Source organism: Methanosphaerula palustris E1-9c, assembly GCF_000021965.1.
GTDB lineage: Archaea > Halobacteriota > Methanomicrobia > Methanomicrobiales > Methanospirillaceae > Methanosphaerula > Methanosphaerula palustris.
Window position 1 is genome coordinate 2,170,987 of record NC_011832.1, and the last position, 17,043, is coordinate 2,188,029.

General features: G+C 59.3%; 13 protein-coding genes. 6 read left to right on the forward strand and 7 right to left on the reverse strand.

All coding sequences use genetic code 11. From position 1 onward, the window contains the following. Positions 1-387: 387 nt before the first annotated feature. The 3 genes from MPAL_RS10260 (at position 388) to MPAL_RS10270 (ending at position 2,656) form a co-directional block, all read left to right on the forward strand. On the forward strand, positions 388-1,344 hold the full coding sequence (locus MPAL_RS10260) for a daunorubicin resistance protein DrrA family ABC transporter ATP-binding protein (protein WP_012618673.1): 957 nt from the start codon (positions 388-390) through the stop codon (positions 1,342-1,344). Then, complete coding sequence (locus MPAL_RS10265; RefSeq protein ID WP_012618674.1) at positions 1,341-2,066, forward strand: ABC transporter permease; 726 nt, start codon at positions 1,341-1,343, stop codon at positions 2,064-2,066. Before MPAL_RS10260 ends, MPAL_RS10265 begins: the two co-directional genes overlap by 4 nt. A 233-nt stretch (positions 2,067-2,299) precedes the next feature. Next, positions 2,300-2,656: a tetratricopeptide repeat protein gene (locus tag MPAL_RS10270; protein ID WP_158303670.1), complete on the forward strand. Its 357-nt coding sequence runs from the start codon at positions 2,300-2,302 to the stop codon at positions 2,654-2,656. Between the two features lie 234 nt (positions 2,657-2,890). On the opposite strand, the gene MPAL_RS10275 is transcribed toward MPAL_RS10270, so the two are convergent. The 4 genes from MPAL_RS10275 to MPAL_RS10290 are packed head-to-tail and all read right to left on the reverse strand — an operon-like array spanning position 2,891 to position 6,114. Continuing rightward, positions 2,891-3,298: a hypothetical protein gene (locus MPAL_RS10275; RefSeq protein ID WP_012618676.1), complete on the reverse strand. Its 408-nt coding sequence runs from the start codon at positions 3,296-3,298 to the stop codon at positions 2,891-2,893. Continuing rightward, on the reverse strand, positions 3,288-3,908 hold the full coding sequence (locus tag MPAL_RS10280; RefSeq protein WP_012618677.1) for an ArsR/SmtB family transcription factor: 621 nt from the start codon (positions 3,906-3,908) through the stop codon (positions 3,288-3,290). Before MPAL_RS10280 ends, MPAL_RS10275 begins: the two co-directional genes overlap by 11 nt. 47 nt (positions 3,909-3,955) lie before the next feature. Further along, positions 3,956-5,428, reverse strand: coding sequence for an IMP dehydrogenase (guaB, locus tag MPAL_RS10285; RefSeq protein ID WP_012618678.1), 1,473 nt, complete (start codon positions 5,426-5,428; stop codon positions 3,956-3,958). Beyond that, on the reverse strand, positions 5,428-6,114 hold the full coding sequence (locus MPAL_RS10290; protein WP_012618679.1) for a (5-formylfuran-3-yl)methyl phosphate synthase: 687 nt from the start codon (positions 6,112-6,114) through the stop codon (positions 5,428-5,430). The genes guaB and MPAL_RS10290 overlap by 1 nt, the downstream gene beginning before the upstream one ends. A gap of 81 nt (positions 6,115-6,195) precedes the next feature. On the opposite strand from MPAL_RS10290, the gene MPAL_RS10295 reads away from it, so the two are divergent. Together MPAL_RS10295 and tmk are read left to right on the forward strand one after the other, a co-directional pair. After that, positions 6,196-6,867 carry a HisA/HisF-related TIM barrel protein gene (locus tag MPAL_RS10295; protein ID WP_012618680.1) on the forward strand — a complete coding sequence of 224 codons (672 nt, stop codon included), beginning with the start codon at positions 6,196-6,198 and terminating at the stop codon, positions 6,865-6,867. After that, entirely contained in the window at positions 6,858-7,487 is a 630-nt protein-coding gene (tmk, locus tag MPAL_RS10300; RefSeq protein ID WP_012618681.1) for a dTMP kinase, read from the forward strand. The genes MPAL_RS10295 and tmk overlap by 10 nt, the downstream gene beginning before the upstream one ends. On the opposite strand, the gene MPAL_RS10305 is transcribed toward tmk, so the two are convergent. After that, positions 7,450-10,041: a valine--tRNA ligase gene (locus tag MPAL_RS10305; RefSeq protein WP_012618682.1), complete on the reverse strand. Its 2,592-nt coding sequence runs from the start codon at positions 10,039-10,041 to the stop codon at positions 7,450-7,452. The two genes, tmk and MPAL_RS10305, sit on opposite strands and share 38 nt — an antisense overlap. 137 nt (positions 10,042-10,178) lie before the next feature. Here MPAL_RS10305 and MPAL_RS10310 point away from each other — a divergent pair, with 137 nt between their 5' ends. After that, the gene (locus MPAL_RS10310) at positions 10,179-11,444 is read left to right on the forward strand and encodes a TIGR00297 family protein (protein WP_012618683.1); all 1,266 of its coding nucleotides are present in this window, start codon (positions 10,179-10,181) and stop codon (positions 11,442-11,444) included. 190 nt (positions 11,445-11,634) lie between these two features. Here MPAL_RS10310 and MPAL_RS17365 read toward each other — a convergent pair whose 3' ends face one another. Further along, positions 11,635-14,247, reverse strand: a complete 2,613-nt coding sequence (locus MPAL_RS17365; protein WP_012618684.1) for a PKD domain-containing protein — start codon at positions 14,245-14,247, stop codon at positions 11,635-11,637. Between the two features lie 286 nt (positions 14,248-14,533). Next, positions 14,534-16,888, reverse strand: coding sequence for a PKD domain-containing protein (locus tag MPAL_RS14675; protein WP_052292252.1), 2,355 nt, complete (start codon positions 16,886-16,888; stop codon positions 14,534-14,536). Positions 16,889-17,043 lie beyond the last annotated feature (155 nt).

Here is a 17,043-nt window from a genome sequence, read left to right on the forward strand (position 1 = left end):
TACCCTCCATGCGAAGTCCCTGGTTCTCCTCAGCCTCTTACTCTGTGGCCTCCTGATAGCCGGCTGCACTTCTTCAACGACGACAAAGGCGACAAACTCCGACACCTCCGCCCCGATCTCCGTCATCTCCACACCGGCAACGACCTACACCCTCGGAGGCACGACGGCTGGCACCCTCCGGGTCTCTGTCCTGAACGTTGGCCAGGAAGGATCCTGATCGAGCCATGCCCTGTCTGTGCCGGTCGGGTGGTACATACACTACACCAAACGCTACCAGGCTCGGCGACCATACCGAATGGGGAGATTCACTCGGGGAGATCGTGGCGAACGTGCATACAAACCACAGAACGTGATAACCATGACCGCCGATAGAGATAAGGGACTCCGATGAACGCGATAGAGGTTTTCGATCTCACGAAATATTACGACTCGTTGTGTGCCGTCGACCATCTCACCCTCTCGGTCGACAACGAGATCTTCGGGCTGCTGGGGCCCAACGGCTCCGGCAAGACCACCACCGTGATGATGCTCACCACGCTGCTGCGCCCGACCGAAGGGAAGGGACTGGTCTGCGGCCACGATATCGTAACAGAAGGGAGTCTGGTGAGGAAGAACCTCAGTTATGTCCCGCAGGAGATGGCCGTCGACATCAAGATGACCGGGCGGGAGAACGTCCTCTTCTTCGCAAAACTCTACGGGGTGCCGGACCCGAAAGACCGGACCGATGAAGCCCTCGCCGTGATGGAACTCTCGGACCGGGCCGACGATCTCGTCAAAACCTATTCCGGGGGGATGCGCCGCCGGCTCGAACTGGCCCAGGCGCTGGTCCACGAACCTGCCGTCCTCTTCCTGGACGAACCGACCATCGGGCTCGACGTCGCCGCGAGGAAGAAGATCTGGGAACATATCAGGGAACTTCGGGGAAGGGGGATGACGATCTTCGTCACGACCCACTACCTGGACGAGGCCGACCAGTACTGCGACCGGGTCGGGATCATCAGCAAAGGAAAGATCATGGCCCTCGGTTCGCCGGCCGACCTCAAGGCCCGGTTGATGGAGGATATCGTCACCGCGACGATCGCAGGAGCGTTCATCCCACCTGAGATCGAAGGGGTCCGGGTCGTCGGGCGGGTGGAGGACGAGGTCTCCTTCACCGTGGAGAACGGGAGGGAGGCGCTCCCGCTGATCGCCCAGGCCCTCGCTGCGAACGGAACGACCGTCACGTCGCTGTCTCTTCAGGAGCCGACCCTCGACGATGTCTTCCTCCATGCCGTGGGGGTCCAGGAGGAGCCCCACACCTTCAATGACCGCCAGTTCCGGACGATGTTGCGGAGGCGGAGATGAGCGGCATCTGGTACTACATGGAACGGGATATGATCAAGTGGTTACGCGGGAGGATCGCCGTCGTATCGCTGCTGGTGATGCCGGCCGCATGGCTGATCTTCGTCGGGCTCGCCCTGCCGGTCACCTTCACCGGCAATTACCTCGACTTCATCACCCCCGGCATCCTGGTCATGACCATCCTCGCCTCGTCGCTGCAGGGCGGGGCGCTGCTGATGTTCGATCGGATCCTCGGGTTCCTGAACAAGTTCCTCGCCCTCCCGACACCCCGCGAGGACATCCTCTTCGGGAAGATCCTCTTCATCACCCTCCGCGGGCTCATCCAGTCGACGGTGATCTTCCTGGTCTCGATCCTCATCGGTGCGACGATCCTGTCGCCCTTACAGTACGGCATGGTCTACCTGATCCTGGTCCTCTTCGGGATCCTCTTCTCTGGGCTGGCCACGACACTGGCCCTGTACGTGGAGGATCACGACTCGTATGGCGCAGTCAATACGATGATCTCCATGCCGCTCTTCTTCACCTCCAGCGCCCTGATGCCCTACCGTGTGATGCCTCCCTGGCTGCGGACGATCGCATCGGTCAACCCCCTCAGCTTCGCCATCGATGCGATCCGAGCGGTGGAAGCCGGCCAGTTCCCGCTGATGCAGATCGGACTGCTGAGCGTGCTCTGTGTCGTCATCATCGCCCTCTGCATGCAGGTCTTCCGGAGGATGACGGTGTGAGGAGAGGGGGGACAGAATGAAGTGTATGAGCGGGAGAGTGCAGTGGAGCACCCCTGCGGGAAAAATTGGCAGAGATTATTCCAGAACGTCGACGGACGACAACAATATCATCCAGTTCGGTAAAGGGATACGTTGTCTCTGACGTTTGGCATGCGAACCCGGTAACGGAATGCTTATGTACAGAAGAGGAGAGAGAAAAAAACCATATGAATTATTTTTTAAGCAGTATGTTTGTGCTATTCATCTTTCTCTTCCACTCAGGATGCATCGCCCCAAACCCTGCGATGGCGGTGAAAAATCAGTCACAATTTGCAGAGGAGAGCAACGCAAGCCAGAGGTATTACGACCAGTTAGTGACGGAAGATCCGCTGAATGCAACCGCATGGTGCATACGGGGAAATTATTACAACAATGTCTTCAACCAGTACGAAAAAGCCCTGCAGTGTTACGATCAGGGACTTGACCTCGATCCCACCTATGGGTACTGCTGGTATTCGAAAGGGATTACGCTCCAGAATATGAAGCGGTTCAATGAATCAGCGATCTGTTTTGAAAACGCGAAAAAATTTGATCCGACCCTGCCAGTGTGACGAAGAAACTGAGCCGGAAAAAACATGAACCCCAATAAGGCATATCAACAACGCGACCTTCTGAACAATTCAACCGTTGTCTCACTCTGAGAAGGACTTCGGTTTTATATCATTTCTGATACGTCAAGAGATGCACCGGTGAATCACTGCCGGCCGGTTTGGGACGGGAGGTACAGCATCGTCACGTCAGACGAGAATCCGGCATTGCCGGCAAAAAAGGGTAAGAGTGATTGTTCAGATCACGGTCTGGGCACTGTCCACCGGTTTCTTGTGGCAGATCACGTCGATGACGCCGTGCCGGACCTGGTAGAAGCTGTGCTGGACATCGATCGGCACCGGCAGGTCGACGGCGGTCACCTGATCGTCCATCACCAGTTTGACCTGTGCAGGCTGGATGTCCACATAGGGAGCGGACCTGGTCTCTGTCGGGATCGTAGCTGTGATATAGACTTTCTCCCCCGATTCGACCAGTTCATAGGGGACGCGCTCCTCACCCTGAGATTCTGTCTCCTGCTGCCTCCCACCGGCGATGATCGTGACGCCGATGATCGGCCCGTGCTCTGACTCGGGCAGACTTCTGAGCAGCTGCTCCATGATGCGAGCAATATTCTGATAGATATCGTCATTTGGATTATTCGGCATGTATACCACTCAGGTTATAGGTTGTTCCCTGGTTCTCCACCAGCCCGTTCTTCTTCAGCCGGGCGAGCGTGCTATTCAATTCTGAGGAGGACATACCGGTCAGCTCCTCGAGACTCTCGAAGGTGAGGTCGTAATGAGAGAGAGCGATCAGGAGATCGAGATCCCCTTCGTTCTGCAGTATATCCTTACCATACTTAAGCATATCATGTATTTTAAGATCGATATCGCGGTCAATCTGTTCCAGGTTCAGGATCAGGTTCTCACGGGCACTGATCAGCCGCCGCAGCATCACCAGCCCGTTTCTGAGCACCGCCTGCTGACTCCGCTCTGGCAGAGAGATCAGGTCGTCGCGCCTCTTCAGGTCGACGCTGAACGTGATGTCATTGAAGAGGAAGTAGTACTTTCGCCTCCGCTCATCCTGGTTGAACGTGATGATCTGCTCCCGCTCCATCATGGCCAGGTGTTCGATCACCACCTTCGGACTGAGCACGAGCCGGTCCGAGATCTCAGTGACAAAACAGGGCTTCTGACGGAGAAGGTCGATGATCCGCCTTCTGTTCCTGTTTCCAAGAATATCGAGGAGGCGGGATACTTCCTCTTGGTCGAGCATTATTTACTTTATGTTAGGGAGTATTGTATATAAAAATAGGTGTTGGATCACTCAAACATCCGATAGTTCGGTGCCTCGTCGGTGATCATGATATTGTGCGGGTGACTCTCCCCCATACCCGCGGCAGTGATACGGACGAATGCCCCGTTCTTCTGCAGGTCCGGGATCGTGGCCGAGCCGGTGTAGCCCATCGATGACCGCAGCCCGCCGACGAGCTGGTAGATCACATCGGAGACGCGACCCACATACGGGGTCGCTCCTTCGACACCCTCGGGAACGAACTTGGTCTTCCCAATCTCCTTCTTCTGGAAGTAACGGTCGCTGGAGACCCCGCTGCTCATCACGCCCATCGAACCCATACCGCGGTACTGCTTGTACCGTCTCCCCTTGATAGCGATCACGCGGCCAGGAGCCTCATCGGTCCCGGCGAAGAGCGAACCCATCATCACGCTGTCGGCGCCGGCGGCGATCGCCTTGGCGACATCGCCGCTGAATCGGACCCCCCCATCAGCGATCACCGGCACACCTGCCTCAGAGGCCACCCCGGCGACCTCCGCGATCGCGGTGATCTGCGGGATACCGACACCAGCGACGATCCGGGTCGTGCAGATCGAGCCCGGCCCGATCCCAACCTTCAGCCCGTCGACCGTGTCGGAGAGGGCCGTGGCAGCCTCAGCGGTCGCAATATTCCCTGCGATCACCTCGGCCGTCGCACTGGCCTTGATGTCGCGAACGGCCTGCACCACCTTCATGTTATGGCCGTGGGCGCAGTCCACGATCAGAGCGTCGGCATGGACCCCGTCGAGCGCCATCGCCCGTTCGAAGTCGAACGGACCGACCGCCGCAGCGACGCGGAGATTCCCCAGATCATCCCGGATCGCACGCGGGTACTGCCGCTTCTCCAGGATATCCTGCATCGTGATGATCCCGAGCAACCGCTTCTCGCTGTTCACCACCGGAAGCCGCTCGACCTTGTTGGTGTACATCACCTCCAGGGCATCGTCGATGTTGATGTTCTCCCCGGTGGTGATCGGCTGCTTGGTCATGATCGTCCGAATACTCTCTGCACCCCGCTTGGAGACGATCGCCCGAACGTCCCGCCTGGAGACGATCCCGATGATCCGCTGATCGTCGTCGAGCACCGGCACACCGCCGATCCCATGGATATTCATCAGCCGCTCGACATCGGCGACCGTCGACTCGGGAGTGACCGACTGGACGTCCCGCTCGATCAATTCCTCTGCCTGCTTGACGATGGTGATCTGCCGGATCTCCTCCTCGACGGACATGTTCCGGTGGAGCACCCCAATCCCTCCTTCACGGGCGATCGCGATGGCCATCGTCGACTCGGTGACCGTATCCATCGCAGACGAGACCAGGGGAATGTTCAGGGCGATCTTCTTCGAGAACCTCGACCGGACATCGGTCTCCGAGGGCTCCACGTACGACGCCGCCGGCTTGAGCAGCACATCGTCAAAGGTCAGAGCCGTCGGGATCTGCAGTTTATCGGCGTATTTCATCACCGCACCTCCGCAATCGCCCTGGCGACCAGATCCTCGCGGATGGTCGCGTTTCGATCGCCGCCGCAGACCATACCGCGGACACCGATGATCTCCGGATCGATCCTTTTCAGGACCGGGAGATCCTCGAAGACCAGCGAGCCGGCCAGGGCCGTCCCGAGGCCGGCGTCCCGGTTCATCGCGGTGAACCGGGTCAGCGCCTCTGTGTCCATGAACTCAAAGGTGGACCGCCGGTCCTTCCTGCCGGTATCGATCATCGCAAAGTCCGCGCCCGCCGCTGCTGCCAGCGGGGTCATATCGAACGGAGAGATCGTTCCGAGCCGTTCATAATCAGAATACGCCGCGATCACCACGTACTTCTCAGGGAAATCATCCTTGACCGCCCGGACGACACCCTCGATCACCTCGGCCGCGGCCGCAGGGTCGTTGAGCATCAGCCCGACCTTGATGTAATCGGCACCGGCACAGGCCGCCCCGTACGCGGCAAGAGCAGCACCGCCCGGCTTGTTGTCAAAGTCGCCGATTGCAGCGCTGACCGGTTTCTCGGTCATCGCCTTGATCGCCCTGATCACCCAGGGGAAGTTTGCACCCAGAGATCCCTCTGAGGGCTTCTTCACGTCAATGATATCAGCAGCGAGCGAACGCTGAGCCTCCTCAGGACTGCTAGGGCTGACCAGTAATTTCATAAAAAGAGAATGACGCTTATCCTAATAGTGGTTCCGCTGGAATAGAACCAGTTATCTCGATAAAGGGTCAAATCCTTTACCATGGAACTGATCCTGGCAGTTGATCTCAAGGATGGGCTGGTCGTCCACGGAAAGAGCGGCAGACGCGACCAGTACGCGCCGCTGACCTGGGGGCCGGCCCCAACAGCAGAGCCTGTCGGGTTCGTCAGGACCCTCCGCCCCGCGTATCTGTACATCGCCGACCTGGACCGGATCGAGGGGCGCGGTGATCATGACCGGGAGGTGAAGGATTGTGCCCCCCTGGTGAAGCACTGTTATCTCGACCGCGGGTGCAGGGGACCGGAGGACTACCTGCAGGTCCCGGGGGTCAGCACCATCGTCGGCACTGAGACCGGCGGAGCCGACCTCGAACGCTACCACGGCGGCTACCTGAGCCTGGACATCAGGGACGGGGGTGTCATCCCCACCGGGACCGACCCAGTCTCCTTCCTGGCCGCGGCCGGCCGGTACTCCTTCGACGGCTGTATCCTGCTGAACATCCAGGCCGTCGGGACCGAAACCGGACTGGATCGGGATCGCCTGGCCCGGCTGCGAGAGGCCTGCACCGGCCGGCTCTTCTATGGCGGCGGGGTGAAGGGGGAAGAGGATCTCGATGCCCTGCAGGAAACCGGGTTCGACGGCGCGATCGTGGCCACGGCCGTGCACAAAGGGATCATCCCCCTCGATGCGGTGCGGAGGGGACAATGGTCCTGATCACCATCGAAGGGATCGATGGCGCAGGAAAGAGTTCGCTGGTCCGCCGGCTGAAACATTCGCTCGCCGACCTGGACCCGATCTTCACCCGGGAACCGGGGTCGACCTGGATCGGGGAGTCGGTCAGGCGCGGGATCGCCGAGGAGATCGATCCGGTGGCAGAGGCGCTCCTCTTTGCAGCTGACCATGCGGCTCACATCGCCCGGGTGATCAGACCGGGGCTCGCGAAGAACAGGGTGATCATCTCCGACCGCTACGTCGACAGCCGGTACGCCTACCAGTCGGTGATGCTGAAGGGGGTGCTCCCCGACCCCGGCACCTGGCTCCGTCAGGTGCACCAGCACTGGTCGATCGCCCCGGACCTGACCTTTCTGATGGTGCTGCCGGTCGGCACGGCCCTCGCCCGGATCACCAGGGGACGGCCGAAAAAAGAGCATTTTGAGCAGACCGCCGTGCTCGAAGCCGTGCAGCAGCAGTACCTGGCCCTCGCCAGGGCCGAACCATCACGGTTCGTGGTGATCGATGCAGAACTGGATCTGGCCGAGGTCCATCATTTCATGGACCAGACCATCCGGGAAGCGGTCAGGCGGAACGCTGGATCGTCACGATCACATCCCTGACCGTGATCACATCCACCTGTTCTCCTTCGATCATGTATGAGTAGACCGGGGAGAAGGCGTTCTCCGGCACAGCCACCTCGGCGCCGTTCACCTGGATCGTGGCCGGCGGGTGCTCGATCTCCTCTTCCAGCAGGGCCTTCACGGCGTCCATGAATGCACTGGCATCCTTTCTGAAGGTCTTCCCGATCACGGCCATGTTGAACTTGATATCGGTGATCGCCTGCTCGAGGTCGGCCGGGCCGGTATGCCAGTGCAGATCCGCGTTCAGGGTCCTGGCGGCGTCTCCGCCGTCGTCGATCGGGTGGGGAACCATCACGGTCACCTTCCCGAGCGGGCCGTTCAGGGCGATGCCGTGATCGTGTTTGTACCGCCGGAGTTCACTGACCAGCGCAACCAGGAACTCCCCGTCGGTGAGGGCCTCGGGATCGGTATACGCGTAGGTGACCCAGGGCTGGGCGTGCACCGAGCCCTCGCCGATCGCTGAGAAGCACTCCTCGGCAAAGTAGGGGATGAACGGAGCCAGCAGCCGGCAGAGGGCATCGAGGGTGGTGGCCAGCGTCGAACAGGCGCTGTCCCTTCCCTCGCCCTCGGCATACAGCCTCCCCTTCACAAGTTCGATGTACTCGTCGGCCAGCACCTCCCAGGCGAACTCCCGGATGGCCCGGAGTGCACGGTCGAACTGGTAGGCGTCCATCGCAGCGGTCACCTCAGCGACCGTCGCCGCGAGCTTCGCCGAGAGCCAGCGGTCGGCGAGGACCGTCGGCTCCTGATGGCGGTACTCGGCACGGTCCAGCTGCATCACCACGAACCGGGTGATGTTCCAGAGTTTGGTCTGGAACCGTGAGGCGGCGACCACATCGTTCCAGTTGAACATGATATCGGAACCGGTGGCGGCCCCGGCCGCTGCCCACTGCCGGAGGCCGTCGGCTCCGTACTTGCAGATGATCTCCTCAGGGGCGATGATGTTGCCGCGGCTCTTGGACATCTTGAACCCGTCCTCGCCGAGCACCATCCCGTTGACCAGGATCTCCTCCCAGGGGGCGCCGCCGGTCAGGGCGACCGCACGGAGGATCGAGTAGAAGGCCCAGGTCCTGATGATGTCATGCCCCTGCGGCCGGATCTGTGCCGGGAAGTGGGCCGGCTTGCCAGTCCCGTCCCACCCGGTCACATTCATCACCGAGATGGACGAGTCCATCCAGGTATCGAGCACATCCTTCTCCCCAATAAAGGTCGTCGACCCGCACTTCGGACACGGGTGAGCAGGGGTGTCGACGGTCGGATCGATCGGGAGATCGGCCTCCTCAGGCAGGATCATCTCCCCGCAGTCCTTACAGAACCAGACCGGGATCGGCGTTGCAAAGATCCGCTGCCGGGAGATACACCAGTCCCACTCCATCTTGCCGACCCAGTCCTCCATCCGGAGGAGCATATGCTCGGGGTTCCATTTGACCTGGTGAGCCGCATCGAGGATCTCCTCCTGGTTGATCTTCACGAACCACTGCCGTTCCGAGAGGATCTCGATCGGGGTCTTGCACCGCCAGCAGGTACCGACCCGCTGCTCGAGCGGCTCCTGCCGTTTCAGAATTCCGGCCTCGCGCATGGCGTCGAGGACCGCAGCCCGGCACTCCTCGGTCGTCATCCCGCAGAACTTTCCGGCGATGGGGGTCATCTTCCCGTGCAGGTCGATGGCCGTCCGGAGATCCAGGTGGTGCTGCTTCCACCAGTGAACGTCCTGCTTGTCCCCGAACGTACAGATCATCACGGCCCCGGACCCGAACGCAGGGTCGACGGCCTCGTCCTCGATCAGCGGCACCTCATGGCCGAAGAGCGGCACCGTCATCTTCCTGCCGGCCATTCCGGTGTAGCGCTCGTCCTCGGGGTTGACCGCCACGGCCACGCAGGCCGCCAGCAGTTCAGGCCGGCTCGTCGCGATCTCAAGCCCGTCGAAGTCGAAGAAGTTCAACTTCGTAGTCCGCTCTTCGTAGGCCACCTCGGCGAAGGCGATCGCCGTCTCGCACCGGGTGCAGTAGTTCACCGGGTGCTCGCTCTGGTAGATATATCCCTTCTTGAGCATCTGCAGGAACGACATCTGCGTCTTCCGGTAATACTCGGGCTTCATCGTGATGTACTCGTTCGACCAGTCGGTGGTGAAGGCCATCCGCCGCATCGTCGCCCGCATCTTCTCGATGTTTCCAATTGTCAGCTCCCGGCACATCCGCCGGAACTCCTCGCGGGGTACATCGTTCTTCGTGATCCCGTGGGTCTCCTCGACCTTCACCTCCGTCGGAAGGCCGTGGCAGTCCCAGCCCTGCGGGAACATTACATTGTACCCGTTCATACGCCGGTACCGCGCGATAAAGTCGATATAACACCAGTTCAGCGCATTTCCGATATGGAAGTTCCCGGTCGGGTACGGCGGTGGCGTGTCGATGATGAACTGCGGCTTTGTCGAGGTCGGATCGAAGTAATTGGTCTCATCACGCCAGATACGCTGCCATCGCTCTTCCACTTCGATGGCGTCGTACTGCTTTGGGAGTTGAGGTGATGCTGACATCTACGCAGCTGTTTGTTCTTACATGACATATACTGTTCGACAGCTCCTGCCAGCGGATTTATGTCGACGTATCTTCTCTCTTCCTTCCTCGTTCGCGACGACAAAACTCTTTTTACTCCAGCGCCAATGATAACGGAATGACAGTACAGCCAGGCGTTCTGCTCGCATCCCTGCTCGGCCTCGTCTGTATTGTACTGGCCCCCGCCCTGCAGGCTCCCCAGGTCTTTTCCCTGCTGGTGATCCTGGCATTCGGGCTGATCTTTCTCGTCTATACAGAACCGTACCCCTCGCTGCCGATCATCGTGCTGACGATCCTGTACGGTGCCGGGGTGATCCCGGTCTTCGTCTACTCTGTGACGCTCGGGATCATGATCCTCGGGGAACTGGCCTACCTGATCGGAGAGGGCGAACCGCTCCTGTCGCAGCAGCGTCCGGCACGCCGGATCAGGCCGGCCGGGAACGAAAAATCGGACGGAAGCGTCCCCAGGGGGTACATCTTCTTCACCATCACGGCCCTTGCCAGCGGGCTGTTGATCATGGAGTACCTCGGACGTTCCGCCGCCCTGGCCGTGGTGATCGCGGCGATCGTCGGGGTGCTCCTCAAGGCGATCATGGAGGATCGGGAGGACGCGTTCCTCGTGGAGATGCTCGGGGTCGCAATGACCCTGTACCTCTTCGTCGACCTGAACATCATGGTCGACACCACCCGTCTGCTGGCGGTCGCGATCATCTGTCTCACGTTCGGGTACTTCGCGTACAGGCTGAAGGCCGCCGACCTGAGCGGGCTCTTCAGCGCTGCGCTGATCGGGATCATCCTGATCATCATCGCCGACTTCCGATGGTTCCTGATCATGCTGGTCTTCTTCATCATCGGATCGGTCTGCACCCGGTACAAGTTCGAGTACAAGACCAGGATCGGGGTCGAGGAGGCTCACGGGGGGGTCAGGGGATATCGGAATGTCTTCTCCAACGGGATCGTCGGTACCGCGGCCGCGGTCCTCTTCGGGGTGACCGGGCATCCGATGTTCATCGCTCTCTTCCTGGGGTCGGTCGCGACCGCGGCCGGCGACACCGTGGCCAGTGAGATCGGGGTGACCGGCAAGACGCCGTACCTGATCACCACCTTCGAACAGGTCCGGCCCGGAACCAACGGCGGGGTCACGATGGTCGGCGAGGCGGCCGCCCTGATCGCCTCGTTCTGCATCGCGCTCGTCGCCTACCTGTTAGGGGTGGCGGACCCGACGATGGTCGCGGTGGTGACGATCGCCGGGCTGGTCGGCACCAATGTCGACAGTGTCGTCGGCGCCCTCTTTGAGAATCGGGGGCTGATCGGGAACTCCGGGACCAACCTGTCCGCGACCCTCTCAGGCGGGCTCTTCGCCCTCATCTTCTTCCTCTTCTGATCTCCTCATCCTCTCCCAATCACACCCAGGGATCCTCTCCAATAATCTTCAGGAGACTGATGATCCCTCGTGCCAGAGTTTCAGCCACGAGGTACCTGAACGATTCGAGGACTGGAACCTGATTTGAGGATGGACAACCCCAGAACACGACGTGAATATACTAAAAAAAGGAGAGAACACCCTCCCCCTATCAGACAAAGGTGATCCAGTTGATGTTGACGTAGTCGGTCGGGAACGAAAGTCTCAGCCGGTGCTGCCCGGCCGGCAGGGTCACCGGCACCGAAACGGTCCTGAAGACCGGCCAGTCACCGGTGTTCGGGACGTTCACCGTCGCGACCGGGGTCGTACCATTGTCGACATAGACCTGGATCGATGAGCCGGAGTGAGAGGAAGCAACACGGAACCCGGCGTTGTAGGTGCCGGCCGTGCTGACGTTCACGGTGTACCCGAGCCATTCACCGGCACGGATCCAGCCGACGTTCGGCGACCCGTCGGTGTCAAGCTGCTCGATATCGACGTCGTCATGCCGGTAGACGCCGCCCTCGTTTCCAGGGGTGGTGTCGTGGTAGGCAACGCCTTCACCACCGAGGTCGTAATCCTCGGCCTGCAGCGTTCCTGGGATCGTATGCGGACCGTTGTACGGGTTACCCGTCACGGTCGGTGAGACCGTTGTTGTCGTCGTTGGAGTCACGGTCGGGGTCGTTGTAGGCGCCGCAGCCGGCACCGTCACCGTGAGGGTCTTATGCGAGGAGCCGACGGCATTGGTCGCGGTCTGTTCGATCGTGTACGTCCCGGCCTGCCAGTAGGTGTACCGGAATGTCGGATAGGAGGTGGTGGTGCCGTCACCGAGGTCGTAGCTGACCGAGGTCGCGTTCACCGAGGTGTCGATCACCTGGATCGCCAGCGAGCCCGGGGCACCGGCCGTGACCGTGAAGTTCGCTACAGGCAAGTTCTGTTCAGTCGGTGTCGGAATCACGGTGGTGTTCACCGGTGCCGGCGTGGTGGGAGCCGGTGTCACCGGGTTGGTGACGTTGATGTAGTCCTCGACCGTCTTTGTCTCGGTTCCATTGGAGCCGACGGTCATCAGCGAGACAGTGTACTGACCGGGCGTATCATAGACGTGGACCGGGTTGGAATCCATCGAGGTCGAACCGTCACCGAAATGCCAGAACGAATACTGGACCGATCCGTTCACCGACTCGTTGAACTGGACGGCGAGCGGTGAGAGACCGGCGGTCACGTTCGCCGAGAACCCGATCGTCGAGGGGTCGCCGACCGTGATATACCCGGGCTTCTGGACGAAGACACTCCCGTAGTCGGGCTCGGAGACTGTCAGCATCACCGAGTACGACCCGGGGGTCGTATAGGTGTGGACCGGGTTCTGCTCGGTCGAGGTCGTCCCGTCGCCGAACTGCCACTGGTACCCGTCCGCACCGCTGGTGGACTGGTCGATGAACTGCACGGTGAGGGGGGTTTTGCCGGCGGTCGTATTGGCCGTGAAGTTCGCTGCCGGCACTGCATTCACGATGACACACCGGTACTGGGTGCAGGTGTCGCTCGCCTGGTCGTTCGAGGCGGTCAGGGCAACGTTATAGGCGCCGGTCCGGTTGTAGACATGCGTCGGGTTCTGCTCGGTCGATGTCGTGTTATCCCCGAAATCCCACTTCCAGGCGGTCGGCGAGCCGGTCGACTGATCCAGGAACCGGACCGAATACGGAGCCTGGCCGACGTGGCCGAAGGCGTAGAAGTTCGCCGTGATGGCTGATGTCGGCGTCGGGGTCGGGGGAACGATACCATCAGAGAGGATAGCCAGATAACCTGGTACCAGCAGGTGATCATCCCGTGTGGCAGTGATATCCGGGGGACCAACAGGGATCGTGTTCTGCAGGTTCAGATCACTGTCATATATTCTGAGCTCAGGAATCATCAGAGGGTCATCGTCATCTGAGACTTTACGGGTCGTCCCTGCATAGAGGTAATGAGATGCGGGATCCACGGCCAGTTTCAGGAATAGATCGGAGTGATAACTGTATTGATCGAGATGCTGATATACGATACTTCTGGTGGGAAGGATGCCGTAGGGGTCCAGTCTGAGCAGGGAGTAGGTGCATTGATCTGAAGAGACCGTCTCCATATAGAGACAATGGGTCACGTCATCGACCGCAAGGGAGTATGCACCTGTATCAACCGGAAGGCTGACATTTCCCAGGAAAACTCCGGAGGCGGAGCTGTATTTTTGAATCGTACCATTATAAGTTATCACATAGAGCAGATACTCGTCCGGATCGATATCAAGTCCATTACACCCCTCCGACAGAGGGATCGACATCCCGTCGGGCGTCAGAGTCAGATTGTCTGAGTCCCACGTATACCCAACCAGATCCCCCCCATTTGTATCATAGACATACAGACGGTCATGTCCCTGGTCAAACACACACTTACCTGCACGAAATGTCGCGGAGAGTGAAAGGTTCGTGACCGGTTGCATCGTCGTAGCATTGATGACTGTGATATTATACCCTGTAGGATGATATCGATTATTCGTGACGAAGAGCGTCCGGTTGGAAGCGTCCACAGCCATCCCTTTAATGTTAAAGAATGAATTTGATCGGGAAATGGTGAGGTTCTGCTGATACTGGGCGGTAGAACCGGATACAGAGAACTCATTCACGGTGTTTGGTACATCCATGGTTGGGGAAGGAGCGCCAACAAACAGCGACGATGCAGATACCGGGGTGCAGCAGACCGCGACCAGCGCGAACACCAGCAGCACCCCTCCCATTAATCCTGTAATAACCTTCATTAAGACCAGATCGTTTTTGATTTGACAGTAAAAATTTGGGGAGATGATCCCTAAACGCTTCGATTTGCATGGCACATCACACGGCGCATCTTTTTATACAGGAATGAGGATCTGGATGACTTTTTCAATGATTCATCTGCAGAAGAGAGAGCAATACCTCGATCCTGGAGAAGAACAGAATACAGGCCAAACCAACATTTGCGCGATCTATCCATCGAGAGGGGCACCGATTCAGAAAATCATCCAATATAAAAAAAGGGAACGGACCGGAGGGTTACGCCCCGGTTCAGGTGAAACTGATCCAGTTGATGTTGACATAGTCGGTCGGGAACGAAAGTCTCAGCCGGTGCTGCCCGGCCGGCAGGGTCACCGGCACCGAGACGGTCCGGAAGACGGGCCAGTCGCCGGTGTTCGGGACGCTCACCGTCGCGACGGGCGTCGTACCATTGTCGACATAGACCTGGATCGATGAACCGGAGTGGGAGGACGCAACACGGAACCCAGCATTATAGGTGCCGGCCGTGCTGACGTTCACCGTGTACGCAAGCCATTCACCGGCACGGATCCAGCCGACGTTCGGCGACCCGTCGGTGTCGAGCTGCTCGATATCGACGTCGTCATGCCGGTAGACGCCGCCCTCATTACCTAGAGTGGTGTCGTGATAGGCGACGCCCTCACCGCCGAGGTCGTAGTCCTCGGCCTGCAGCGTTCCGGGGATCGTGTGCGGGCCGTTATAGGCCGAACCGGTGACAGTCGGAGCGACTGTCGTGACTGTAGGAACCACGGTGGTGTTCGTTGGCACCAGGGTGACGGTTGCGGTCGGAACCAGCGTCGTCGGTACCGTCGTGGTGTTCACCGGTGCCGGCGTGGTGGGGGTCGGCGTCACCGGCGAGGTGACGGTGATGTACTGATCGACCGTCTTCGCCTCTGTTCCGTTCGAACCGATCGCGTAGAGGGAGACGGTGTAACTGCCGGCGTTGGTATAGATATGAACAGGGTTCTGGTCGAACGAAGTTCCCCCGTCGCCGAACTGCCAGTAATAATACTGGACCGAACCGTTCGTCGACTCGTTGAACTGGACGGCGAGCGGGGCAAGACCAGCCGTCACGTTCGCCGAGAACCCGACCGTCGGCGGGTCGGTGACCGTGATGTACCCGGGCTTCTGCGTGTAGACACTCCCGTAGTTGGGCTCGGAGACTGTCAACATCACCGAGTACGACCCGGGGGTCGTATAGGTGTGGACCGGGTTCTGCTCGGTCGACGTCGTGCCATCACCGAACTGCCACTGATACCCGGTCGCCCCAGTCGACTGGTCGGTGAACTGAACGGTGAATGGTGTCCGGCCGGCGGTCGCGTTGGCCGTGAAGTTCGCGGCCGGCACGGTGTTGACGATGACGCACCGGTACTGGGTGCAGGTGTCGCTCGCCTGGTCGTTCGAGGCGGTCAGGGCAACGTTGAAGGCGCCGGTCTGATTGTAGATATGCGTCGGGCTCTGCTCGGTCGACGTCGTGTTATCCCCGAAATCCCACTTCCAGGCGGTCGGCGAGCCAGTCGACTGGTCAAGGAACCGAACCGGGTACGGAGCCTGGCCGACGTGGCCGAAGGCGTAGAAGCCGGCCGTGATGGCTGATGTCGGCGTAGGGGTCGGGGTCGGGGGAACGATTCCATCAGAGATGATGGCCAGATAAACTGGTTCCAGCAGGTGGTCGGACTTGGTTGCTATGAGATCCGAGGGGCCGGCGGGGATCGTGTTCTTCAGTCTCAGGGAACTGTCATACACTCTGATCTCGGGAATCATCAGAGGGTCATCGCCATCTGAGACTTTACGGGTCGTCCCAACATAGAGGTAATGAGATGCGGGATCCACAACCTGTGCTGTTACTTCAGCACCGGTAATCGTGTCTCCCTGGGTGAGAAGGTTGCTGGTGGGGTTCAGACAGACAAGGTGAATAGTGGAATCAGAAGCCATAGCCCACATATAGAGACAGTGGTTCACTTCATCGACTGTAAGGAAATTGACCTCCATGGGTTCCGGGAGGGTGAGATCTTCCAGGCGACTCCCGGATACGGTGCTGTATCTCTGTATAGTACCTGAATATGTTACCACATAGAGCACATCTTCGACCGGATCTACAGCAAATGCACTACAACCATCCGATAGGCCGATCGGGTCCCCGTCGAGGGTCAGTGTCTGAGTAGTGGAATCCCACACATACCGAAACAAACTCCCTAAATCAGACGAATAGACATACAGACGGTTATGCCCCGAGTCGAACGCACTGCCACTGACTCCCGTCATTACATCCAGCATGGGGACCGTCGTCACCTGCTGCATCGTCGTAGTATCGATGACTGTAAGATTATAAGATTCAGGATATCCTTGATGAATATATCGACCTGTCGTGACGAAGAGCGTCCGGTTGGGAGCGTCCACAGCCATCCCAGCAATGTCAAAAAATGAATCGGATCGGGGGATGGTGAGATTCCGCTGATACTGATCGGCAGAGTAGGATACTGAGAACTCACTCACCGTGTTGGGTACGCTACTGGTTGGGGAAGGGGCACCGGTAAACAGTGACGATGCATATACCGGGGTGCAGCAGACCGCGACCAGCGCGCTCATCAGCAGCACCCATCTCATTTTTTCCGTTGTAACAATCATTAAAACCAGATCGGATGTTGTATTGGTATATTGGAAATTGGGGGAAGAACCAATAAACGCATCGATTTGCATTGCATATTGCATGGCAAATCACACAGCACATATTTTTTATACAAGAACGAGGATCGGGATGA

Excerpts from the sequence above, each read along its gene's own strand:
- MPAL_RS10265 (WP_012618674.1), top strand. The coding sequence starts at position 1,341 with ATGAGCGGCATCTGGTACTACATGGAACGGGATATGATCAAGTGGTTA.
- MPAL_RS10280 (WP_012618677.1), bottom strand. The coding sequence starts at position 3,908 with ATGCTCGACCAAGAGGAAGTATCCCGCCTCCTCGATATTCTTGGAAAC.
- MPAL_RS10295 (WP_012618680.1), top strand. The coding sequence starts at position 6,196 with ATGGAACTGATCCTGGCAGTTGATCTCAAGGATGGGCTGGTCGTCCAC.
- MPAL_RS10290 (WP_012618679.1), bottom strand. The coding sequence starts at position 6,114 with ATGAAATTACTGGTCAGCCCTAGCAGTCCTGAGGAGGCTCAGCGTTCG.
- guaB (WP_012618678.1), bottom strand. The coding sequence starts at position 5,428 with ATGAAATACGCCGATAAACTGCAGATCCCGACGGCTCTGACCTTTGAC.
- MPAL_RS10275 (WP_012618676.1), bottom strand. The coding sequence starts at position 3,298 with ATGCCGAATAATCCAAATGACGATATCTATCAGAATATTGCTCGCATC.
- MPAL_RS10260 (WP_012618673.1), top strand. The coding sequence starts at position 388 with ATGAACGCGATAGAGGTTTTCGATCTCACGAAATATTACGACTCGTTG.
- MPAL_RS10310 (WP_012618683.1), top strand. The coding sequence starts at position 10,179 with ATGACAGTACAGCCAGGCGTTCTGCTCGCATCCCTGCTCGGCCTCGTC.
- MPAL_RS10305 (WP_012618682.1), bottom strand. The coding sequence starts at position 10,041 with ATGTCAGCATCACCTCAACTCCCAAAGCAGTACGACGCCATCGAAGTG.
- tmk (WP_012618681.1), top strand. The coding sequence starts at position 6,858 with ATGGTCCTGATCACCATCGAAGGGATCGATGGCGCAGGAAAGAGTTCG.
- MPAL_RS14675 (WP_052292252.1), bottom strand. The coding sequence starts at position 16,888 with ATGAGATGGGTGCTGCTGATGAGCGCGCTGGTCGCGGTCTGCTGCACC.
- MPAL_RS17365 (WP_012618684.1), bottom strand. The coding sequence starts at position 14,247 with ATGAAGGTTATTACAGGATTAATGGGAGGGGTGCTGCTGGTGTTCGCG.